Genomic DNA, 22487 nt, shown 5'->3' with positions numbered 1-22487 from the left:
CCCCCACCACCATTACTTCAAAAATCATAAAAAAACCGAACTGAGCCCACTTTTGTAGGCCGGGTAAGGCGCAGCCGCCACCCGGCGACAGAAACCTACATCGGCGGCAAACGCCGCGTCACCGGCGAACTCTTCACAATCGACGTATTGCACTGGGCATGCTCTGCCAGGCCGTCCAGCAGTGCATCCAGCTGCTCTATGGATCGCACCACCAGCCTAATCACAAAGCAATCTTCCCCGGTCACTTTGTCGCTCTCAATACACTCCGGCATCGCCTGAATGTATTTATCCACCTTCTGCAACTGCCCCGGTAAGGGCCGCACCCGCACCAGCGCCTGCAGCGTATATCCCAACGCCGCCAGGTTCACCCGCGCACGATATCCCTGAATCACACCGCGCTCTTCCAGCCTCTTCAGGCGTTCTGCCGTACTGGGGGAGGTCAGGCCAATACGCCCGCTGAGCACCTTCAGGGACATACGCGCATCCTCAACCAGGCAGGCTACAATTCGTCGGTCGATTTCATCGATAAGGTACTCCATCGCATTCACCTAATTTTAAAAAGCTATCACTCCTTTTCACCTTATATCACCCCTGTAAAACACGACAGCGATTTTCGACAATAGCGTCATTAAATCAGGAGGTGAACGATGCGTGATTTCCATAAAGGCGTGTGGCAGATGAGCCTCGCGATGTTAATTTCCGGCTCTATCGGTGCGTTTGTTTTACTCAGCGGTCTGCCGGTGACGGAGGTGGTGTTCTGGCGCTGTCTAATCGGGGCGATGGCGCTTTTTATTTTTATTCGGGTCGGTCAAAAGCCCTTTAGCCCCCTCACCCGCACCACGCTGCTGCTGGCCATTCTCGGCGGCGTGGCGCTCGTGGTGAACTGGCTGCTGCTCTTCGCCGCCTATGAGCGGATCTCAATTGGTCTTTCGACCGTGGTCTATAACACCCAGCCGTTTATGCTGGTTCTGATGGGGATGTTTTTAGGCGAACGCGTCAGCCTCATAAAATGGGGCTGGCTGGTCCTCGCCTTTGGCGGCGTGGTGATATTGCTCTCCAGCGAGCTGACCGGCGCGCACGGCAGTGAATGGCTCGCCGGAATCGGTCTGGCCATGGCCGCAGCGTTCTTCTACGCGGTCACGGCGATTATCGCCCGCAAGCTCAGGTCCATTGCACCGCAGCATATCGCTTTTATCCAGGTGCTGACGGGCGTCGTGATGCTCATACCGTTTGCGAGCCTGCCGTCATTTTCCGGTGATTTTCCCTGGCCGACCCTGCTGACGCTCGGCATCGGCCATACCGGCATTATGTACCAGCTGCTCTACAGCGCGATTCAGAAGCTCCCTACGCCCATAACCGGCTCCCTGTCGTTTATCTATCCGGTGGTGGCGATCGTTGTCGATAAGCTGGTGTTCGGACACGCGCTCAGCCTGACGCAGCTGGCGGGCGGCGCGCTGATCCTGTTTGCCGCGGCGGGCAACAACCTGGGCTGGGGCGAAAAAAAACCCCGCGAGCGCGGGGTTGGTATTAAAACGGTGAATTAGCGACGGGCGCGTACAATCTGGTATTTGCGCGTCAGGTACTCCACCGGCGCGCTCCAGATGTGCACCAGACGGGAGAACGGGAACAGCACAAACAGCGTCATCCCCAGCACCAGGTGAACGCGGAAGATAAACGCCACGCCGTCCAGGTGTTCGGACGCGCCGCCGCGGAAGGTCACCACGGACTGCGCCCAGCCGACCAGCTTCATCATTTCACTGCCGTCCATATGCTGCGCCGAGAACGGAATGGTCAGCAGACCCAGGGCACACTGCACCACCAGCAGGGAGAGGATCAGGATGTCCGCCGCGGTTGTGGTCGCACGCACGCGCGGGCTGAACAGACGACGTTTCAGCAGCAGCAGGCCACCTACCAGGGTCATCACGCCGCAGGCGCCGCCGGCGATCATCGCCATCTTCTGCTTCACCTCGATGGGAAGCCACGCTTCATACATCCAATGCGGCGTCAGCATCCCGAGAAAATGACCGGCAAAAATCCCCAGAATACCAATGTGGAACAGGTTAGACGCGACGTGCATCCCCTTACGATCCAGCATCTGGCTGGAGGCGGCGCGCCAGGTGTACTGGCCGTAGTCATAGCGCAGCCAGCTTCCCACCAGGAACACGGTGCCCGCGATATACGGGTAAATGTCAAAGAAGAACATATTCAGGAAGTGCATTAGTGCCGTCCTCCGTTAGAGATATTCAAATATTGCGGAGCGACCGCCCCGGCAAAACGACGCTGGTGAGCGGAGATTTCAGACTCGCCGCAGCCCTGGTCAGCAAAGAATTTCACCTGCTCTTCTTCCCAGACCGCATCCAGCGCCTGCGGGGTGTCGTCGCGGGCTTCATCAGCGATTTTTTCCGCCACTTTTTCACTGTCGACAGCGGCGTTCGCCAGCTTCACCAGCAGATCGAACAAGACCGCATAGCGGCTCTCGCGCTGCTGAAGACGCGCGCCGAGCAGCGCCAGGATCGGGGCGATATCCTGCAGGCCGCCCAGCGCCTCGTCTTTCGGCAGCTGCGCCAGATACTCCAGGTACAGCGGCAGATGGTCCGGGAGCTCGCGGCTGTCGAGCATCAGGCCGTGCTGCTCGTACTGGGCCATCAGATCCACCATCGCCTGACCGCGGTCGCGGGATTCACCGTGTACGTGTTCGAACAGCAGTAACGAGGTTGCGCGTCCGCGGTCAAACAGCTGGCTGTAGTCCGCCTGCGCGTCAAGAAGATCGCGCGCTAACAGGTCGCGGAGGAAAACGCCAAGCCGCTGGGCATCTTCTTTGTCCAGGTTTTCAGATGACGCGAGTGCATCAAAAAGCTCCTGCTGATGCTGCGCAAGCGCAGCATCCGGATACTCGAGCAAACGCGAAACAATGACGAGTTCAATCATTGGTGCGGCTCCGTTTTGCTGGTCACATCCATGGCGTCGATGCGGCGGCTGTTGAACAGGTTGAATTTGCTGTCTGACCCGTGGCAACCGTCGCCAAAACTAAAGCCACAGCCGCTTTTTTCCGGGAAGGCCTCGCGGGCCAGCTCGCGGTGGCTGCTCGGCACCACGAAGCGGTCTTCGTAGTTGGCAATCGCCAGATAGCGGTACATCTCCTGCGCCTGCGCTTCGCTCAGACCAACCTCCTCCAGCGCGCGGGTATCGGTCACGCCGTCTACGGTTTCCGCACGCTTGAAGTGGCGCATCGCCAGCATACGCTTCAGCGCGAGCAGTACCGGCTGGGTATCCCCTGCGGTCAGCAGGTTAGCCAGGTACTGAACCGGAATGCGCAGGCTTTCGACGTCCGGCAGAATGCCGTTGCTGCCCAGCTCGCCCGCATCGGCAGCAGACTGGATCGGCGACAGCGGCGGCACGTACCAGACCATCGGCAGCGTGCGGTATTCCGGGTGCAGCGGCAGGGCCAGCTTCCAGTCCATCGCCATTTTGTAGACCGGCGACCGCTGCGCCGCGTCGATCACGCTCTGCGGAATGCCGTCCTTCAGCGCCTGCTCAATCACCTTCGGATCGTTCGGATCGAGGAACACGTCCAGCTGACGCTGGTACAGATCTTTCTCGTTTTCGGTGCTCGCGGCAGTTTCAATCGCGTCCGCGTCGTACAGCAGCACGCCGAGGTAGCGAATACGGCCTACGCAGCTCTCGGAGCAGACGGTCGGCATGCCCGCTTCGATACGCGGGTAGCAGAAGATGCACTTCTCCGACTTGCCGCTCTTCCAGTTGAAATAGATTTTTTTGTACGGGCAGCCGGTGATGCACATACGCCAGCCGCGGCACTTGTCCTGGTCGATCAGGACGATGCCGTCCTCTTCGCGCTTGTAGATGGCGCCGCTCGGGCAGGTCGCCACGCACGCCGGGTTGAGGCAGTGCTCGCACAGGCGCGGCAGATACATCATGAAGGTGTTTTCGAACTGGCCGTACATCGCCTTCTGCATGTTCTCGAAGTTCTGGTCTTTCGACAGCTTCTCGAACTCGCCGCCCAGATCGTCTTCCCAGTTCGGACCTTTTTCGATTTTCGCCATACGCTGGCCGGTAATCAGCGAGCGCGGGCGCGCAATCGGCTGATGCTTGCCTTCCGGCGCGTGAGTGAGGTTTTGATAGTCGAAGTCAAACGGCTCGTAATAATCGTCGATGCCCGGCAGGTGCGGGTTAGCGAAGATTTTACCCAGCAGCATCGCACGGTTACCCATGCGCGGCTGAATTTTGCCGTTGATCTTGCGGATCCAGCCGCCCTTGTACTTCTCCTGGTTTTCCCAGTCGGTCGGGAAGCCGGTGCCCGGCTTAGTCTCAACGTTGTTGAACCAGGCGTACTCCATACCTTCACGGCTGGTCCAGACGTTTTTACAGGTGACCGAGCAGGTATGACAGCCGATGCATTTATCCAGATTCAGCACCATGCCGACTTGTGAACGAATTTTCATTTTACGCTCTCCTGTACCTGGTCATTACCTTCGCCGTCTAACCAGTTAATATTCTTCATCTTACGTACCACCACGAACTCATCGCGGTTCGATCCTACCGTACCGTAGTAGTTAAAGCCGTAGGCCAGCTGCGCATAGCCGCCGATCATGTGGGTTGGCTTCGGCGTAATGCGGGTTACGGAGTTATGAATACCGCCGCGCTGCTCCGTGATCTCTGAACCCGGCAGGTTCACGATACGTTCCTGCGCGTGGTACATCATGGTCATCCCGGCCGGCACGCGCTGGCTTACCACCGCGCGCGCCGTCAGGGCACCGTTGCTGTTGAACACCTCGATCCAGTCGTTATCTTTGATGCCCAGCTCTTTGGCGTCCGCTTCGCTCACCCACACAATAGGACCGCCGCGACCCAGCGTCAGCATCAGCAGGTTGTCGCTATAGGTGGAGTGGATACCCCACTTCTGGTGCGGCGTCAGGAAGTTCAGCGCTTTCTCCGGATTGCCGTTGGATTTGTCGCCCATCACCTCTTTCACCGAGCGGGTGTCAATCGGCGGACGGTACACCAGCAGGCTTTCACCGAAGTCGCGCATCCACTGATGATCCTGATACAGCGACTGGCGGCCTGACAGGGTGCGCCATGGGATCAGCTCGTGAACGTTGGTGTAACCCGCGTTATAGGACACGTGCTCATCTTCCAGGCCTGACCAGGTCGGGCTGGAGATAATCTTGCGCGGCTGGGCCTGAATATCGCGGAAGCGAATTTTTTCGTCTTCTTTATTCAGCGCCAGGTGCGTATGGTCGCGGCCGGTAAACTCGCTCAGCGCCGCCCAGGCCTTCACCGCCACCTGACCGTTAGTTTCCGGCGCCAGGGTCAGGATCATCTCTGCCGCATCAATTGCCGTATTCAGCATGGGCTGGCCTTTCGCCGGGCCGTCCGCTTTGGTGTAGTTGAGCTTGCGCAGCAGATCCATTTCGCTCTGGGTGTTCCAGGCGATCCCTTTCCCGCCGTTACCCATTTTCTCCATCAGCGGACCGATAGAGGTAAAGCGTTCGTACGTTGCCGGATAGTCGCGCTCAACCGGAATGATGTGCGGCGCGGTGACGCCCGGGATCAGGTCGCATTCGCCTTTTTTCCAGTCCTTCACGTCCAGCGGCTGCGCCAGTTCGGCGGCGGAGTCGTGCTGGATGGGCAGCGTCACCACGTCGGTCTCTTTGCCCAGATGCCCGACGCACAGTTCGGAGAATGTCTTCGCGATGTCTTTGTAGATATCCCAGTCGCTTTTCGATTCCCACGCCGGGTCAACGGCCGCAGACAGCGGATGAATAAACGGATGCATATCCGAAGTATTCATGTCGTCTTTTTCGTACCAGGTCGCGGTCGGCAGCACGATATCGGAATACAGGCAGGTACTGGACAGACGGAAGTCGAGGGTCACGACCAGATCCAGCTTGCCGTCCAGGCCGTTGTCTTTCCACTCCACCTCTTCCGGCTTCACGCCGCCCTGCTTGCCGAGATCTTTCCCCTGAATACCGTTTTCGGTACCGAGCAGGTATTTCAGCATGTACTCGTGGCCTTTACCGGACGAGCCCAGCAGGTTGGAGCGCCAGATGAACAGGTTACGCGGATGGTTTTTACCGTTCTCTGGCTGTTCAGCCGCGAAACGGATTGAGCCGTCCTTCAGGGACTTAACGGTGTAATCCACCGCCGACATGCCCGCTTTTTTCGCCGCTTCCGCGATGCGCAGCGGGTTGGTGCCCAGCTGCGGCGCGGACGGCAGCCAGCCCATGCGCTCGGCGCGCACGTTGAAGTCAATCAGGTGGCCGCTGTAGCGGGATTTATCCGCCATTGGCGACAGCAGCTCCTGCGCGGTCACCGTTTCGTAGCGCCACTGGCTGGAGTGGTTATAGAAGTAGGAGGTACTGTTCATGTGGCGCGCCGGACGCTGCCAGTCGAGGGCAAACGCCAGCGGCTGCCAGCCGGTCTGCGGACGCAGCTTTTCCTGGCCCACGTAGTGTGCCCAGCCGCCGCCGCTCTGGCCGACGCAGCCGCAGAAGATCAGCATGTTGATCAGGCCACGATAGTTCATATCGAGGTGATACCAGTGGTTCAGGCCCGCGCCGACGATGATCATTGAGCGACCGTGCGTCTTATCGGCGTTTTCAGCGAATTCACGCGCGATACGGGTAATCTGTGCGCGAGGTACGCCGGTGATCTGTTCCGCCCAGGCCGGGGTGTAGGCCTTCACGTCGTCATAGCCGGTTGCGCAGTTTTCATCGCCGAGGCCGCGTTCCAGGCCATAGTTCGCCATGGTCAGGTCATAAACGGTGGTGACCAGCGCAGTAGTGCCGTCGGCTAACGTCAGGCGTTTAACCGGCAGTTTGTGCATCAGCACGTTCTGCAGCTCGACCTTGTTGAAGTGCTCGGAACCTTCCCCGCCGAAGTACGGGAAGCCGACCTCGGCAATCTCGTCCTGGCTGCCCAGCATGCTGAGACGCAGCTCCGTCTCTTCGCCGGTGGTGGCGTTACGCTGCTCAAGGTTCCACTTGCCCTTCTCGCCCCAGCGGAAGCCGATAGAGCCGTTAGGCGCCACCAGCTCGCCGTTGCTGTTATACGCAACGGTTTTCCACTCCGGGTTATTTTCCTGGCCCAACGCGTCCACCAGATCGGCGGCGCGCAGCGTACGGCCTGCGGCATAGTAACCGTCACGCTCTTCCAGCATCACCAGCATCGGCATGTCGGTGTAGCGGCGCACGTAGTCGGTGAAGTACTGGCTCGGCTTGTCGAGGTGGAATTCGCGCAGCATGACGTGGCCCATCGCCATCGCCATTGCGGCATCGGTACCCTGTTTCGGCGCCAGCCAGAGATCGCACAGCTTGGCGATTTCCGCGTAGTCCGGGGTCACCGCCACGGTTTTGGTGCCTTTGTAGCGGACTTCGGTAAAGAAGTGCGCGTCCGGGGTACGGGTCTGCGGCACGTTAGAGCCCCAGGCGATGATATAGCTGGAGTTGTACCAGTCCGCGGATTCCGGCACGTCGGTCTGCTCGCCCCAGGTCTGCGGCGACGCAGGCGGCAGGTCGCAGTACCAGTCGTAGAAGCTCAGGCAGGTGCCGCCAATCAGCGACAGGTAGCGCGCGCCGGACGCGTAAGAGACCATCGACATCGCCGGGATCGGCGAGAAGCCCGCCACGCGGTCAGGGCCGTAGGTTTTGACGGTGTAGACGTTAGAGGCGGCAATCAGCTCGTTCACCTCTTTCCAGGAGGAGCGAACAAAACCGCCGCGGCCGCGAGCCTGCTTAAAGCTTTTTGCTTTATCCGCGTCTTCGATGATGGACGCCCAGGCATCAACCGGATCGCTGTGCTGAACCTTCGCTTCACGCCACATTTTCATCAGACGCTTACGCATCAGGGGGTATTTCAGACGGTTAGCGCTGTAGAGATACCAGGAGTAGCTGGCGCCACGCGGACAGCCGCGCGGTTCGTGGTTTGGCATATCCGGGCGGGTGCGCGGATAGTCGGTCTGCTGCATTTCCCAGGTTACCAGACCGTTTTTAACGAAAATCTTCCAGCTACATGAGCCAGTGCAGTTTACGCCGTGGGTAGAACGGACAACTTTGTCATGCTGCCAGCGTTGACGGTAACCGTCTTCCCAGTCCCGGTTAGTATCCAGAACCTGGCCGTGCCCATCGGCAAAAGTTTCACCCTTCTGTTTGAAGTAGCGAAACCGGTCCAAAAATTTGCTCATCGGGTATCTCCTGTGTGGAGCCTGTGGCTCTCTAAATCGACATTGCTGATTTGCAGCGAAGGTAACGCTCTGAAAGAGGGGGAGAATTGATAACGATCAAGCCGAGGAGGGACTTTCAGGGGTGGGGTTAGGTTAAATACCACCAAAGCGGTAGATTTTAAAAATTCATAACAATATGATTTTTAATGGTATTTTGATTTCATCGTACAATAATCACGGCAAAATTTAACATCTCAGGTATTAAGGGGTAGACCTCCCTGCATGGCGACGGCGATCGCAGTGTTACCGGTGCGCTGCTGTGCAAACCTTTCAGTATGTTGTAACTACTTACAGGCCAAAAAAAACGCGGCCCGGGGGCCGCGCAAACGGATAATCACACTTACTTATTTTTTTTGGTATTACGGCCATATACCAGCCACGTAATCACAACGCAGGCGATATAGAAGACGAGGAAAACTTTCATTGCGCCAGCCGGAGAGCCGGTCAGGTCCAGCGAAATACCGAACGCTTTCGGGATAAAGAAGCCGCCGATTGCGCCGATGGCAGAGATAAAGCCCAGCGCCGCAGCGGTATCGGTCGCCGCTTCGCGCATCGCCTGCTCTTCGCTTCCGCCCTGCGCCTTCACGCGATCCATGGTCAGCTTACGGAAGATCACGGAGATCATCTGGAAGGTAGACGCGCTGCCCAAACCGGCCGTCAGGAACAGCACCATAAACACGCCGAAGAAGGCGATAAAGTTACCGCCCTGCCCGTCAGCCGGCAGCGTGAGGAACAGCAGCGCGCAGAAGACCGCCATCACGACGAAGTTCACCAGCGTCACGCGGGTACCGCCCAGACGGTCAGAAACCATGCCGCCCAGCGAGCGGGCAAGGGCGCCAATAAACGGCCCGAAGAAGGCGAATTGCAGGATCTGAATCTCCGGGAACTGGGTTTTTGACAGCATGGCGAAGCCCGCAGAGAAACCGATAAACGAACCGAAGGTGGCCAGATACAGCAGCGCCATCACCCAGAGATGTCCACGCTTAAGCACCGGCAGCTGTTCACTCAGCGAGGCCTTCGACGCGGACAGATCGTTCATAAAGAACCAGGCTGCGAGGGTGAAGACCACCAGGAAGGGTACCCAGATCCAGGCGGCGTTCTGCAGGTACAGGGAAGAACCATCCGCCTGCTCAACGCCACCGCCGCCAAAGGCGGCAAAAATAGAAACCGAGATCGCCAGCGGCGCAATCAGCTGCATCACGCTCACGCCCATGTTGCCCAGACCGCCGTTGATGCCCAGCGCGCCGCCCTGCTTCGCTTTCGGGAAGAAGAAGCTGATGTTTGCCATGCTGGAGGCGAAGTTAGCACCCGCGAAACCGCACAGCAGGGAGATAATCACGAACACGCTAAACGGCGTGGACGTATCCTGCACCGCAAAGCCGAGCCACACGCAGGGAACGATCATGATGCCCGTACTGAACGCCGTCCAGCGACGGCCGCCAAACACCGGCACCATAAACGCGTAAGGCACACGCAGCAGCGCGCCTGACAGCGACGGCAGCGCGGTCAGCATGAACAGCTGATCGGTTGTGAACGTAAACCCGACTTTTGGCAGATTTACCGCCACCGCACTAAACAACATCCATACGCAAAACGCTAGTAACAAACACGGCACGGAAATCCACAGATTCCGGCTTGCTACACGATGGCCGCGCTGTTGCCAGAACGCCGGATCCTCTGGACGCCAGTCTGTAATAACGGCACCATTTTCCCTTTCGGGAGCGGATGAGTGACTCATAGACACCTCTGATTCTCGAATGATGCTGCAAACATTAGGGTTTTAGGGCGGCGGTAAGTTGATATAAATCAAAGGAAAAGTGCGAGGATTTGCGGCGCAAAATAAGGCCTTATCCTTAGTGAGTAGGCGATTTCGGTTAAAAAGACGTGGTTTTTCACGGCGCTGACGCGTCCCCGATCCCCCTACCCTCCAACGCATACTCCGCTGGCAATTTAGGAGTAATCATTTATAGGTATGGGTATACTCCAGGGTATGCACCAGAATAGCGCCATTCCTGCAAGCAGGCCACGTCAGGAGCACGCCACCTCTATGTTAAAAAGATGTTTATCTCCGCTGACGCTCGTCAATCAGCTCGCGCTGATCGTCCTGCTGTCCACCGCCATTGGCGTAACCGGCATGGCGATTTCCGGCAGGCTGGTACAGGGCGTACAGGGTAACGCCCATGCCATCAACGAGGCAGGCTCGCTACGCATGCAGAGTTATCGCCTGCTGGCGTCGATCCCCCTGACGCAGGACGATCGCCCCCTGATTGATGAAATGGAGCGCACGGCCTTCAGCCCCGAACTGGAACATGCCGCCATCCGCGCCGGTCAGCAATCCCAGCTTAAAGCCCTTCAGGGCTACTGGCACACCCAGCTTGAACCCGGGCTGAAACAGGCGCAAAGCCCGGAGACGGTCGCGCAGGACGTGGCGGGTTTTGTCTCGCGCATTGACGCCCTGGTCTCCTCTTTCGATCAAACCACTGAATTACGCATTGACCGGGTGGTGATGGTGCATCGCGCCATGGCGCTGTTTATGGCTCTGCTGCTCGTCTTCACCATTATCTGGCTCCGCGCGCGGCTGCTGAGTCCGTGGAAACAGCTGCTGGCCATGGCCCGCGCGGTGACCGCACGGGATTTTACCCAGCGCACGCACATCAGCGGACGCAACGAAATGGCGATGCTTGGCCAGGCGCTCAACACCATGTCGGCTGAGCTTTCCGAGAGCTACGCGGTGCTGGAACAGCGCGTTCAGGAAAAAACGGCAGGGCTGGAGCAGAAAAACCAGATCCTCTCCTTCCTGTGGCAGGCCAACCGTCGTCTGCACATGCAGGTGCCGCTATGTGAACGCCTCTCGCCGGTACTGAACGGCCTGCAAAACCTGACCCTGCTGCACGACCTGGAGCTGCGGGTTTACGACGTGGAAGACGAAGACAACCATCAGGAATTTACCTGTCAGTCGGATATGTCCTGCGATGATAAAGGCTGCCATCTTTGCCCTCGCGGCCTGCCGCCGCTGACCTCCGGCGGCACCACCCTGAAGTGGCGCCTGACCGACAGCCACACCCAGTACGGTATTCTGCTGGCAACGCTGCCCGCCGGGCGTCACCTGAGCCACGACCAGCAGCAGCTGGTTGATACGCTGGTCGAACAGCTAACGGCCACGCTGGCGCTCGACCGGCATCAGGAAAAGCAGCAGCAGCTGATCGTCATGGAGGAGCGCGCGACCATCGCCCGCGAGCTGCACGACTCCATCGCCCAGTCGCTCTCCTGTATGAAAATGCAGGTGAGCTGTCTGCAGATGCAGGATGCGCAGATGCCGGAAAGCAATAAGCAGCTGCTCAGCCAGATCCGCAACGAGCTGAACACCTCCTGGATACAGCTTCGCGAGCTGCTGACCACCTTCCGCCTGCAGCTGACCGAGCCGGGCCTGCGCCCGGCGCTGGAGGCCAGCTGTCAGGAATTTAGCGCCCGGCTGGGGTTCCCGGTGAAGCTGGATTACCAGCTGCCGCCGCGGTTTGTCCCCTCCCATCAGGCCATCCATTTACTGCAGATCGCACGCGAAGCGCTGAGCAACGTGCTCAAACACGCTGACGCGACGGCGGTCACGGTCACCGTCAGCCAGCACGACAATCAGGTGAAGCTCACGGTTCACGACAACGGCCGCGGCGTGCCGGAAAATGCCGAACGCACTAACCACTATGGTTTAATTATCATGCGAGACCGCGCCCAAAGCCTGCGCGGTGATTGCCAGGTTCGCCGGAGAGAGACGGGCGGCACGGAAGTTGTCGTCACCTTTATTCCCGAAAAACCGCTTACAACTGCTCAAGGAGAAACCCATGACTAATCAGGAACCGGCATCCATCCTGTTGATCGACGACCATCCGATGCTGCGCACTGGCGTAAAACAGCTGGTCAGCATGGCACCCGATATCACCGTGGTGGGCGAAGCCAGCAACGGTGAACAGGGCATTGAGCTTGCCGAATCCCTCGATCCCGATCTGATCCTGCTCGATCTCAACATGCCCGGCATGAACGGTCTGGAAACCCTCGACAAGCTGCGTGAGAAATCGCTTTCCGGACGCATCGTCGTCTTTAGCGTGTCGAACCATGAAGAGGATGTGGTCACGGCGCTGAAGCGCGGTGCGGATGGGTATCTGCTGAAGGACATGGAGCCGGAAGACTTGCTTAAGGCGCTGCAGCAGGCGGCGGCGGGCGAGATGGTACTCAGTGAGACCTTAACGCCGGTGCTGGCCGCCAGCCTGCGCGCCAACCGCGCCACCTCTGACCGTGACGTCAGCCAGCTGACGCCGCGCGAGCGCGATATTCTCAAACTTATTGCCCAGGGGCTGCCGAACAAAACGATCGCCCGCCGCCTGGATATCACCGAAAGCACGGTCAAAGTGCACGTGAAGCATATGCTGAAGAAAATGAAGTTAAAATCCCGCGTGGAAGCTGCCGTATGGGTGCATCAGGAGCGCATTTTTTAAGGATTACTCCTCCGGCAGCAGCTTCCAGCGCGGATCGTTGTCCGGCAGGGCGACCAGCGGCTGCACGACGGTCAGCACGATCTCATTGGACGAGACGCGCTGGCCTTTCTCATCTTCCACGACCGCCGACAGATGCCAGCGGTTGGTGGCCCCTTCCCGTTCATCCCAGGCAGGCATAATCACGCTCCAGCCCTCGCTGCTGTTGCTTTTCGCCGGTGACGTCAGGCTCAATGCCTGCGTATCCCCCTGCCAGTGGATCTGGCGAATGCCATACGCGCTGCGAATCTGAAGCTTCAGCATGACGGTCTCGCCCCCTTTGAGATCCCACGGCGGCGTGGCCAGCCAGACCGACAGGGTTTTACGCTGGCGGAACTCCATCACCGGCAGGCTATTGCGCTCCGGCGAGTCATAGCGGCTTCCGCGCAGGGAGCGCGTAGCGGCAACCTCATCGGCGGAAAGCTGCTTAACCAGCGGCACGCCAAAGCGGTAGTTGAGCTTCAGCCCGAGATTATTCTGGCTCTCGCCGCTTTCGCCCTGCTTGTGCCCGGCGGTCAACGTGACCAGCGGTACGGGGGTATAGTTCAGCCCCAGATTGACCGCCACCGGGTTGTGATAGCCGGTGCCGCTGTTGAACAAATCGACGTTATCGCCAAAGTATTGCTCGAAGCTAACGCTGGTATTCAGATGATGGAACCACGGCAGCCAGGCCTTAGCGGTGACGTCATATCCGCGCGCCATGCGCTGCACCTGGACGTCAGAGCGTTCGCGCCAGCCGGCCAGGGGCTGGTAATAGTTCGCTGACAGGCGCAGATTTTCTCCCCACGCTTCCGCGCCCAGCCCGGCGCGCTGAAGGTTTTCGTCCAGCAGATTATCGTAGAAGGTGTTATAACCCAGCAGCCATTTCCCGGCGACCCAGCGCTGGCCGATTCCGGCGTTACTGACCAGGCCATCCGTCTGCTGGGTCAGACCAAGCTGGCTCCAGCTCAGATAGCGGTTGTTATCGTTCCAGGGGATAAACCAGCTCCCGCTGCTGCCGTTAAATTTGCCCTCGTTGTCCACCAGCAGGTTCACGCTGGCGTTCCCCCAGGGCGAAAGCCAGGACTCAATCTGCTGGTTCACTTCGCCGCTTACCGCGTCGCGCACCTGACCAAAGGCAAACTGACGCGCCTGCTCGCCGGTCGTCAGGCCGTTATCGGTCATGCTTGCTTCACCGAAGGCTTTCGCCATTTCGGCGAGGTGTTTTTCTCCCTCGCGGGTTGGCGCGGCCAAACCCAGATCGGGAAGATTGTCCCCGTCATTATCAAAGGGATTCTGTGCCTGCTGGATAAAGGAATGCGGCGCGCCGTGAACGGCTCCGGCCATAATCAGGGGGAGTAATAACAGAAAACGAATGGGGGACGATACGGCCATCAACGTCGTAAATGAGAACCTGTGTTTATGGATAAATTCTTAATATGTTAACGCGATACGCGGTGAAATACAGTCCTGGCGGACATTTCAGGATTATCCTGATCTGATTGTCGGGTGGCGCTACGCTTACCCGACCTACGGGGCGGCGCGAATTTGTCGGTCGGGTAAGGCGCAGCCGCTACCCGACGCCCTTACACCCTCATCCAAGCAGTCCCTTCAGCTCCGGCACGCAGGAGCCACAGTTCGTACCACAGCGCAGCTTCGCTCCCAGCGCGGTCACGGAATCGCACCCTCCGGCAATCGCCTCCTGAATCGCATGTTCCCCGACGCTGAAGCAGCTACAGATAATGCGCCCCGGATCCGCACTCTCCGCCACGCCCTGCCCGCTCAGCAGCGCGTGACGCTCTGCAGGCGTCGAGGGCGGCGAGCGAAACGCAGCGTCAATTACCGGGTGCGCCAGCTCGGGCGGCGCGGAGCCCTCCCAGAAGCCGAGCATCAGCTGACCTTCATGCCAGGCCAGCACGCTGCTGCGTTCGCCGGTTTGCGCAACCTGCAGCTGCCAGCCCCGGCCGCTGGCATAGTCCATGACCCACGAAAGCAGCGGCTTATCATCCGCGATCGTCATTCGCAAGGCTTTACGCCACCAGTAAACCGAAGCGGGCATATCCGGCCATTCGCGCGCATAGAGCTCACCCTGCCAGGCGGGCAGCCAGGGCATGATTCTGACAGCGGTTTGTTTACTCTCCGGCTGGCCCGAAACCGGATCGCAGCGCCCTTCCACCAGCGCGTTCACCTTTCCCTGACGGGCAAACGCGGCGTTCCAGTGCATCGGGGCAAACGCCTCGCCTTTCCTTATCCCGTCGTTGATGCGCACCCTGGCGAGCATCACGCCGCGCGGCGAGCTGATGCGCGCCAGCTGGCCGTCACACAACGAAAACCGAGCGGCATCGCTGGCGCAGACCTCAACAAGCGGCTCCGCGATATGCTGCATTAGCCGGGGCACGTACCCCGTCCGGGTCATGGTGTGCCACTGGTCGCGGATGCGGCCAGTGTTGAGGAACAGCGGGTACAGCGCGGTGGCCGTCGCGCCGTGCGGCAGCGGATTAACGGGCACCACGTTTCGGCGCGGGAAATCCCCGGTCGGCCACTGATACGGCTCAAGGCGATCCCACGCTTCACGGGTTAACGCAGCCAGCTCATGAAGATTCAACGCCCGCGCGCCGTCATTTTCAAAGGCCGTCAGCGCCGCATGCTCGGCAAAAATCTCGTGCGGATGCTGCCAGGCAAAGGCGTCGCCGTAGCCCAGCCGTTCTGCAACCCGAGCAACGATCCACCAGTCTGGCTTTGCCGCACCCGGCGCAGGCAGAAACGCGCGCTGGCGAGAAATGCGTCGCTCGGAATTGGTCACCGTTCCGTCTTTTTCTCCCCAGCCCAGCGCGGGAAAACGGATATGGGCAAACCGGCTGGTGTCGGTATCGTTCATGACCTCAGAAACAATCACCAGCGGGCAGTCTGCCAGCGCCTGACAGACCGCGTGGCTGTCCGGCAGCGAGACCGCCGGGTTGGTGCCCACGATCCATACCGCCTTCACCTCGCCGCGGGCAATGGCATCAAACAGCTCGACCGCCATCAGGCCCGGCGTCTGCGCCAGCCGCTCCGTTCCCCAGAAGCGCGCCACCCGCGAAAGGTCGTCCGGCTCGAAGTTCATGTGCGCCGCCAGCTGGTTCGCCAGCCCTCCGACCTCCCGGCCGCCCATGGCGTTTGGCTGTCCGGTCAGCGAAAACGGGCCGCAGCCCGGGCGGTTGAACTTCCCGCTGGCAAGATGGACGTTGATGATGGCGTTGCACTTGTCGCTGCCGCTCGATGACTGGTTGATCCCCATGGTGTAGAGCGTGATAGCGCGTGGCGCGGTGACAAACCAGTCATAAAACATACCGATATCCTGCTCCGGGAGGTCGCAGAACGCCGACACGCGGGCAACTGGCCACTCAGCGGTGCCCTGAATCAGATTGAGCAACCCCACAAACAGCCCGGCGTCGCTGCCCGGCCTCAGCGCCAGATGAAGATCGGCAATATCGCAGGTGGCGGTTCTGCGGGGATCGATCGCTACCACCTTCATCTGCGGATTGTTTTGCTTTGCCTGCACCAGCCGCTGATAGAGCACCGGATGCGTCCAGGCCGCGTTCGACCCCGCCAGCACCACCAGATCGCTCTTTTCCACATCTTCGTAGCTGCACGGCACCACGTCTTCGCCAAAGGCGCGCTTGTAGCCCACGACGGCAGAGGACATGCAGAGCCGCGAGTTGGTATCAATGTTTGCCGCGCCGATAAACCCTTTCATCAGCTTGTTGGCGGCATAGTAATCCTCGGTCAACAGCTGGCCGGAGGCATAAAACGCCACCGCCTGCGGCCCCCATTTATCGATAATCTCCCGCAGGCGCTCTCCTGCCGCGCTCAGCGCCTGCGTCCAGTCCACCTCAAGGCCGTCAACCACGGGGCGCAAAAGCCGCCCCCGTAACCCCGTTGTTTCCCCCAGGGCCGATCCTTTCACGCACAGGCGGCCAAAGTTCGCCGGATGGGTTTCATCTCCCCGAACGCTCACCGCGCCGCCTTCCACGCGGGCGACCACGCCGCAGCCCACCCCGCAGTAGGGGCATGTTGTCCGGGTTTCCGTCATGAGGCCTCCGCGCGCATGACCAGGGCGTCGCTGCCAACCCACACCTTGCCGTTTTCAATCTTCACCGGCCAGGCGCGCACCGCGGGTTCGCCGTTCTCAACCTGACAGCCGTCGCGCAGGCGAATGCGCTGCTTGTAGAGCGGTGAAATCACCACCGGCTCACCCGCCGCATCGCCCAGAATGCCGCGTGAAAGCACGTTTGCCTCACCGCCCGGCTCCCGATCGTCGAGGGCGTAAACGGTTTTGCCAAAGCGGAACAGCGCGATCGGCTTGCGCCCAAGACGCGCGCCAATGCCCGCCTGCTCCGGGATATCCTCAATCGCGCAGATTTCCTGCCAGCGTTTGCCCTGCTCGGCGGCAGCGTCGTTCACCGCGGTGCGGAACAGCGCCAGGCGGTTGGGGTCGCTAAGCGTGGTCTGCCATTCGCACTGGTAGGTTTCCACCACGCGAGCCATCTCCTGCTCCAGCTCGTGGGCAATGCCGAGGCTGTCGTTGAGGATCACCCCGCGCAGGTAGTCGAGGCCGCCTTCCAGGTTGTCCATCCAGGTACTGGTGCGCTGCAGGCGATCCGCCGTGCGGATGTAAAACATCAGGAAGCGATCGACGGTGCGGATCAGCGTCTCGTCGTCCAGATCGCTGGCGAAAAGATCCGCATGGCGCGGCTTCATGCCGCCGTTGCCGCACAGATAGAGATTCCAGCCCTTGTCCGTGGCAATCACCCCCACGTCTTTGCTCTGCGCCTCGGCGCACTCGCGGGTGCAGCCGGAAACCGCCATCTTGATTTTGTGCGGCGCGCGCAGGCCTTTATAACGGTGCTCCAGTTTGACCGCGAGGCCGGTGGAGTCCTGCACGCCGTAGCGGCACCAGGTCGACCCGACGCAGGATTTCACCGTACGCAGGGATTTTCCGTAGGCGTGCCCGGTTTCGAACCCGGCGTCTACCAGCGCCTGCCAGATCTCCGGCAGCTGCTCCAGGGTGGCACCAAACAGGTCAATACGCTGCCCGCCGGTAATTTTGCTGTACAGGCTGTAGCGTTTCGCAATCTGCCCGATGGCGATCAGCCCGTCTGCCGTCACTTCTCCGGCGGGCATGCGCGGCACGATGGAGTAAGTGCCGTCCTTCTGAATATTGGCAAAGTAACGGTCGTTGGTGTCCTGCAGCGGCAGATGCGCCGGTTTGAGCAGGTACTCATTCCAGCAGGAGGCCAGCACTGACCCGACCAGCGGCTTACAGATTTCGCACCCGTGCCCCTGACCGTAGCGGCTGATGAGCTGGTCAAAGGTGCGGATATGGTTAACGCGCACCAGGTGATAAATTTCCTGCCGCGAGTAGGGGAAGTGCTCGCAGATGTCCTTTTTCACCTCCACGCCCTGCTCGGCAAGCTGAAATTCCATCACCTGCTTCACCAGCGCGCTACAGCCCCCGCAGCCGGTCGCCGCTTTGGTGCACTGCTTAACGGCGCCGATATCCGCTGCGCCTTCGTTCACCGCCCGGCAAATATCGCCTTTGCTGACGTTATGGCACGAACAGATCTGCGCGCTTTCCGGCAGCGCCGCCACGCCCAGCGCTTTTGGCGCGCTGCCAGAGGACACGGGTAATATCAGCGTTTCCGGCGCTTTCGGCAGGCTGATGCCGTTAAGCATCATCTGCACCAGCGTGGCGTATTCGCTGGCGTCCCCCACCAGCACGCCGCCGAGCAGCGTTTTGCCGTCGTGGCTGACCACGATTTTCTTGTAGATTTGCTGCGGACCGTGCGTCCACTGGTAGCTCAGCGCTCCCGGCGTGCGCCCGTGAGCGTCACCGAACGACGCAACGTCGACGCCGAGCAGCTTGAGCTTAGTGCTCATATCCGCGCCGGTGAAGGTTTTATCCTCACCCGCCAGCGCGGCAGCGGCGACGCGCGCCATCTGGTAGCCCGGCGCAACCAGACCAAAGATTTTACCTTCCCACAGGGCACATTCGCCGATGGCCAGCACGTCCGGGTCGGAGGTACGACAGCTATTATCAATGCCGATCCCGCCGCGCTCGCCGATGGCCAGCCCGCTGCTGCGCGCCAGCGCGTCCTGCGGACGAATGCCTGCAGAAAAGACCACCATGTCCGTTTCCAGCTGTTCGCCATCGGCAAAGCGCAGCACCAGCCCGCCGTCCGTCGAGGCAATTTCCGTGGTGGCTTTCGAGGTATGAACGCCGACGCCCAGCGCCTCGATTTTCTTGCGCAGCATAGACGCGCCGTCGTTATCAAGCTGCACCGCCATCAGGTTGGGCGCAAACTCCACCACGTGGGTTTCCAGCCCGAGCTGCTTCAGGGCATTCGCCGCCTCCAGCCCCAGCAGCCCGCCGCCAATCACCACGCCGCGACGCGAGCCCGCCGCGTGGGCGGCAATGTTGTCCAGATCGTCGAGCGTGCGGTAGACAAAACACCCCGGCAGATCGTTGCCCGTCACCGGTGGAACGAACGGGTATGAGCCGGTCGCCAGCACCAGTTTGTCCCAGTGGGTCTCATGCCCGCTGGCGGTGCGCACCACGCGCGCGGCGCGGTCAATAGCGACGACCTGCTGCGAGAGGCGCAGCTCAATGCCATTATCAGCAAAAAAATCACCTTCCACCAGCGAGAGCGACGCCGCGCTGCGGCCGCCAAAATATTCTGAGAGATGCACGCGGTCATAGGCGGCATAGCGCTCCTCGCCAAAGACCACGATCTGATACTGCTGATGCAGATTGCGGTTCACGCAATCCTCAAGGAAATGATGGCCGACCATACCGTGCCCAACCACCACCAGAGTAGGTTTTGTCATAGCGTTCTGTCCTGCAACCTGCGGTTGCGTAGTGAATCGATCGAACAGCCAGTCCGCGTGCGCGGGCGCGGCCGTTGCCAGTAAATGGGTAAATGTTGCCGCGCTGCGGCAGTCGCCCATCAGCAGCACGCCCGCCAGCGCCCCCTGATGGATCAGTAAGCGTCGATAGTGGCGGGTCAGCGGATCCCATGCGCGCCAGACGACATCGCCCTCCTGCTCCGCCGCGCGACCGAGGCTGAACAACTCCACGCCGGTCACCTTGAGGCGCACCCCGTTGTCAGTCAGAACAAACGGCGCGGTGGCCTCGCCCGCCAGCCGTGCGGCGAGGATCTCCGCCTGCGCCATACAGGGGGCGACCAGGCCAAACGTCTGGCCGTCAATTTCGCAGCATTCGCCTATGGCGTAGACGCTCGGCGTGGAGGTTTGCATCTGGTGATCCACCACAATCCCGCGCGCGCAGCGAATGCCGCTGGCCTTCGCCAGCGCGACGTTGGGCTGGACGCCGGTCGCCAGCACCACGCGCGCCGCAGCGATGCTGCGTCCGTTGAGCAGCGTCACGGTATTGTCGTTAATGGCCGAGATGCCGGAGGCGAGCTCGCAGCGCACGCCCCGCGCCGCCAGCGCCTCTTCCAGCAGCATTCCCGCCTGCTGGTCCAGCTGTTGTTCCATCAGCCACGGGCCGCGATGAACAAGCGTGACGTGGTCACCCGAGCGTGCCAGGGCTGCCGCCGTCTCAACCCCGAGCACGCCGCCGCCCAGCACCACCGCCGGACCGGCAATCGCCTGAATGGCCCGGGTATCCTCCAGGGTACGAAACGTGAACACCTGCGGCGCATCGCTGCCGGGGACGGGCGGAACAAAAGGCGTTGAACCGGTGGCAAACACCAGCGCATCCCAGCCCAGCGTGCGGGCGGCGGTACGCACTTCCCGTGACGCCACGTCCACGGCAAGCGCCCTTTCGCCCCGCAGCACCGTTACGCCACGCTCCTGATACCAGTCGTCATCCTGAAGGCAGATGTCCCGAGCCGCTTTCTCGCCCCCCAGCACCGGCGAAAGCTGAATGCGGTTATAGGCATGCTCTGGCTCATCACCGACGACGGTGATAGCAAAACGACCCGAGGCCCGTCCGGTTAGCGAGTCAATCAGCCGGGTAGCCGCCATTCCATTCCCGATAATCACCAGTCGCATCAACGCCCCCTCGTTACGCCGCTTTCGGCTGTTTTTCGTAGAGGAAATGCAGGATCTGCTGGCGCATGTGGTGGTAGCGGCTGTCGTCCGCCAGCTGCACCCGGTTACGCGGACGCGGCAGGTCAACGCGCAGGATCTCCCCCACGGTCGCCGCCGGGCCGTTGGTCATCATCAGCACGCGATCGGAGAGCAATACCGCCTCGTCCACGTCGTGGGTGATAAGGACAATGGTGGTGTTCAGCGCCTGCTGGATCTGCATCACCGAGTCCTGCAGATGCGCGCGCGTCAGGGCATCGAGCGCGCCGAAGGGTTCATCCATCAGCAGGACTTTCGGCTTCATCGCCAGCGCCCGGGCAATGCCCACGCGCTGCTTCATGCCGCCGGAGATCTCCCCCGGGCGCTTGTGCAGGGCATGCCCCATCTGCACGCGGTCGAGGTTGTGCTCAATCCACTCCCTGCGCTCCGCCTTGCTCATGCTGTGGCGAAACACGTGGTCGACCGCCAGGGCCACGTTGTCGAAGCAGGTGAGCCACGGCAGCAGCGAGTGGTTCTGAAAGACCACGGCACGTTCCGGACCCGGCCCGGCGATTTCGCGGTTGTCGCAAATCAGCCCGCCTTCCGTCGGCAGCGTAATACCGGCGATAAGGTTGAGTAGCGTCGATTTGCCGCAGCCGGAGTGACCAATCAGGCTGACAGTTTCGCCCTCGTGGATATCAAAAGAGACGTTTTGCAGCGCCAGAAACTCGCCGCTGGCGGTGGAAAAACGCTGGCTCACGCCCTGGACCTGAATTAATGGTTTCATGTTCGCTCCTTATTTTTCCTGCCAGCTAAAGCGACGGGCAATCAGCATCAGCCCCTGCTCCAGCAGCAGCCCGACCACGCCAATGATGACGATGGCGATGAGAATGTTTTCGACGTTGAGGTTGTTCCACTCGTTCCAGATCCAGAAGCCGATCCCTACGCCCCCGGTGAGCATCTCAGCGGCGACAATCACCAGCCAGGCAATACCGATGGAGAGGCGTACCCCGGTCAGCACCGCGGGCAGCACCGCCGGGAAGAGAATGCGGCGCATGATGGTCCACTCGGAAAGCTGCAGCACCCGGGCGACGTTGAGGTAGTCCTGCGGAATGCGGCGCACCCCTTCGGCGGTGTTGATCACCATCGGCCAGATGGAGCAGATAAAAATGGTCCAGCTGGAGGCCGGTTCCGCTTTCTGGAACAGCAGCAGGCCGATGGGCAGCCAGGCCAGCGGGCTGACCGGCCGCAGGAGGGCAACTAACGGGTTGAACATGCGCGAGAAAAAGGTGAAGCGGCCAATCAGAAAGCCCAGCGGGATACCCGCCAGCGCTGCCAGACCGAAGCCGATGGCGACGCGCTGCAGTGACGCAAGCACGTTCCAGCCTATGCCCATATCGTTTGGCCCGTCGCGATAAAACGGATCGGCGAACAGGGTTATGGCCGAGTCGAGGGTGCTGAGCGGCGTCGGGAAGCCTTTGCTGTTTATCGCCGCCAGCTGCCAGAGCACCATCAGCAGTCCCAGCCCGAGGCACGCCGGAATAATGCGCGAAAGGATCGCGTTAATCCGACGCGCAATCGTCGGCGTACGGCGGCGAACCTGCACCGGGGGGAGGAGAATCACCTCCCCACTCTCCGGCTTCTCTTGTGGTTTCGTATTTTGCAGATGCGGCATA

14 protein-coding genes are annotated in these 22487 nt (G+C 60.5%); 3 read left to right on the top strand and 11 right to left on the bottom strand.

The features are described 5' to 3' along the window. Positions 1-95: 95 nt before the first annotated feature. The gene (locus L6R44_RS01365; RefSeq protein WP_237422985.1) at positions 96-539 is read right to left on the bottom strand and encodes an Lrp/AsnC family transcriptional regulator; all 444 of its coding nucleotides are present in this window, start codon (positions 537-539) and stop codon (positions 96-98) included. Between the two features lie 108 nt (positions 540-647). On the opposite strand from L6R44_RS01365, the gene L6R44_RS01360 reads away from it, so the two are divergent. Next, positions 648-1544, top strand: a complete 897-nt coding sequence (locus L6R44_RS01360) for a DMT family transporter (protein ID WP_237422984.1) — start codon at positions 648-650, stop codon at positions 1542-1544. Here the strand turns inward: L6R44_RS01360 and narI are convergent. The 5 genes from narI to L6R44_RS01335 form a co-directional block, all read right to left on the bottom strand. Beyond that, a complete protein-coding gene (gene narI / locus L6R44_RS01355) occupies positions 1541-2218 on the bottom strand; it encodes a respiratory nitrate reductase subunit gamma (RefSeq protein ID WP_032641045.1) in 678 nt (225 codons plus the stop codon). The genes L6R44_RS01360 and narI overlap by 4 nt on opposite strands. Further along, a complete protein-coding gene (gene narJ / locus L6R44_RS01350) occupies positions 2218-2928 on the bottom strand; it encodes a nitrate reductase molybdenum cofactor assembly chaperone (protein WP_237422983.1) in 711 nt (236 codons plus the stop codon). Before narJ ends, narI begins: the two co-directional genes overlap by 1 nt. Further along, the gene (gene narH, locus L6R44_RS01345) at positions 2925-4460 is read right to left on the bottom strand and encodes a nitrate reductase subunit beta (RefSeq protein ID WP_237422982.1); all 1536 of its coding nucleotides are present in this window, start codon (positions 4458-4460) and stop codon (positions 2925-2927) included. The genes narJ and narH overlap by 4 nt, the downstream gene beginning before the upstream one ends. Beyond that, positions 4457-8200: a nitrate reductase subunit alpha gene (locus L6R44_RS01340; RefSeq protein WP_237422981.1), complete on the bottom strand. Its 3744-nt coding sequence runs from the start codon at positions 8198-8200 to the stop codon at positions 4457-4459. Before L6R44_RS01340 ends, narH begins: the two co-directional genes overlap by 4 nt. Positions 8201-8579: 379 nt before the next feature. Further along, entirely contained in the window at positions 8580-9977 is a 1398-nt protein-coding gene (locus L6R44_RS01335; RefSeq protein WP_023335991.1) for a NarK family nitrate/nitrite MFS transporter, read from the bottom strand. A 309-nt stretch (positions 9978-10286) separates the two neighbouring features. Here L6R44_RS01335 and narX point away from each other — a divergent pair, with 309 nt between their 5' ends. Then, on the top strand, positions 10287-12083 hold the full coding sequence (narX, locus tag L6R44_RS01330; RefSeq protein ID WP_237422980.1) for a nitrate/nitrite two-component system sensor histidine kinase NarX: 1797 nt from the start codon (positions 10287-10289) through the stop codon (positions 12081-12083). Further along, on the top strand, positions 12076-12726 hold the full coding sequence (gene narL / locus L6R44_RS01325) for a two-component system response regulator NarL (RefSeq protein ID WP_237422979.1): 651 nt from the start codon (positions 12076-12078) through the stop codon (positions 12724-12726). Before narX ends, narL begins: the two co-directional genes overlap by 8 nt. 3 nt (positions 12727-12729) lie before the next feature. Here narL and L6R44_RS01320 read toward each other — a convergent pair whose 3' ends face one another. From L6R44_RS01320 to ntrB, 5 genes are all read right to left on the bottom strand, one after another. After that, positions 12730-14136, bottom strand: coding sequence for a YchO/YchP family invasin (locus tag L6R44_RS01320; RefSeq protein ID WP_237422978.1), 1407 nt, complete (start codon positions 14134-14136; stop codon positions 12730-12732). Between the two features lie 199 nt (positions 14137-14335). Continuing rightward, complete coding sequence (locus tag L6R44_RS01315) at positions 14336-16813, bottom strand: nitrate reductase (RefSeq protein WP_237422977.1); 2478 nt, start codon at positions 16811-16813, stop codon at positions 14336-14338. Continuing rightward, entirely contained in the window at positions 16810-20796 is a 3987-nt protein-coding gene (gene nirB, locus L6R44_RS01310; RefSeq protein WP_237422976.1) for a nitrite reductase large subunit NirB, read from the bottom strand. The genes L6R44_RS01315 and nirB overlap by 4 nt, the downstream gene beginning before the upstream one ends. Positions 20797-20809: 13 nt before the next feature. Continuing rightward, entirely contained in the window at positions 20810-21598 is a 789-nt protein-coding gene (locus L6R44_RS01305) for an ABC transporter ATP-binding protein (protein WP_032641054.1), read from the bottom strand. Between the two features lie 9 nt (positions 21599-21607). Next, complete coding sequence (ntrB, locus tag L6R44_RS01300) at positions 21608-22486, bottom strand: nitrate ABC transporter permease (protein WP_237422975.1); 879 nt, start codon at positions 22484-22486, stop codon at positions 21608-21610. Position 22487 lies beyond the last annotated feature (1 nt).

Source organism: Enterobacter cloacae complex sp. ECC445 (genome assembly GCF_021892025.1).
Classification (GTDB): domain Bacteria; phylum Pseudomonadota; class Gammaproteobacteria; order Enterobacterales; family Enterobacteriaceae; genus Enterobacter; species Enterobacter chengduensis.
Note: the sequence above shows the minus strand (reverse complement) of the source record. Positions and strands in the feature narration are given on the sequence as shown.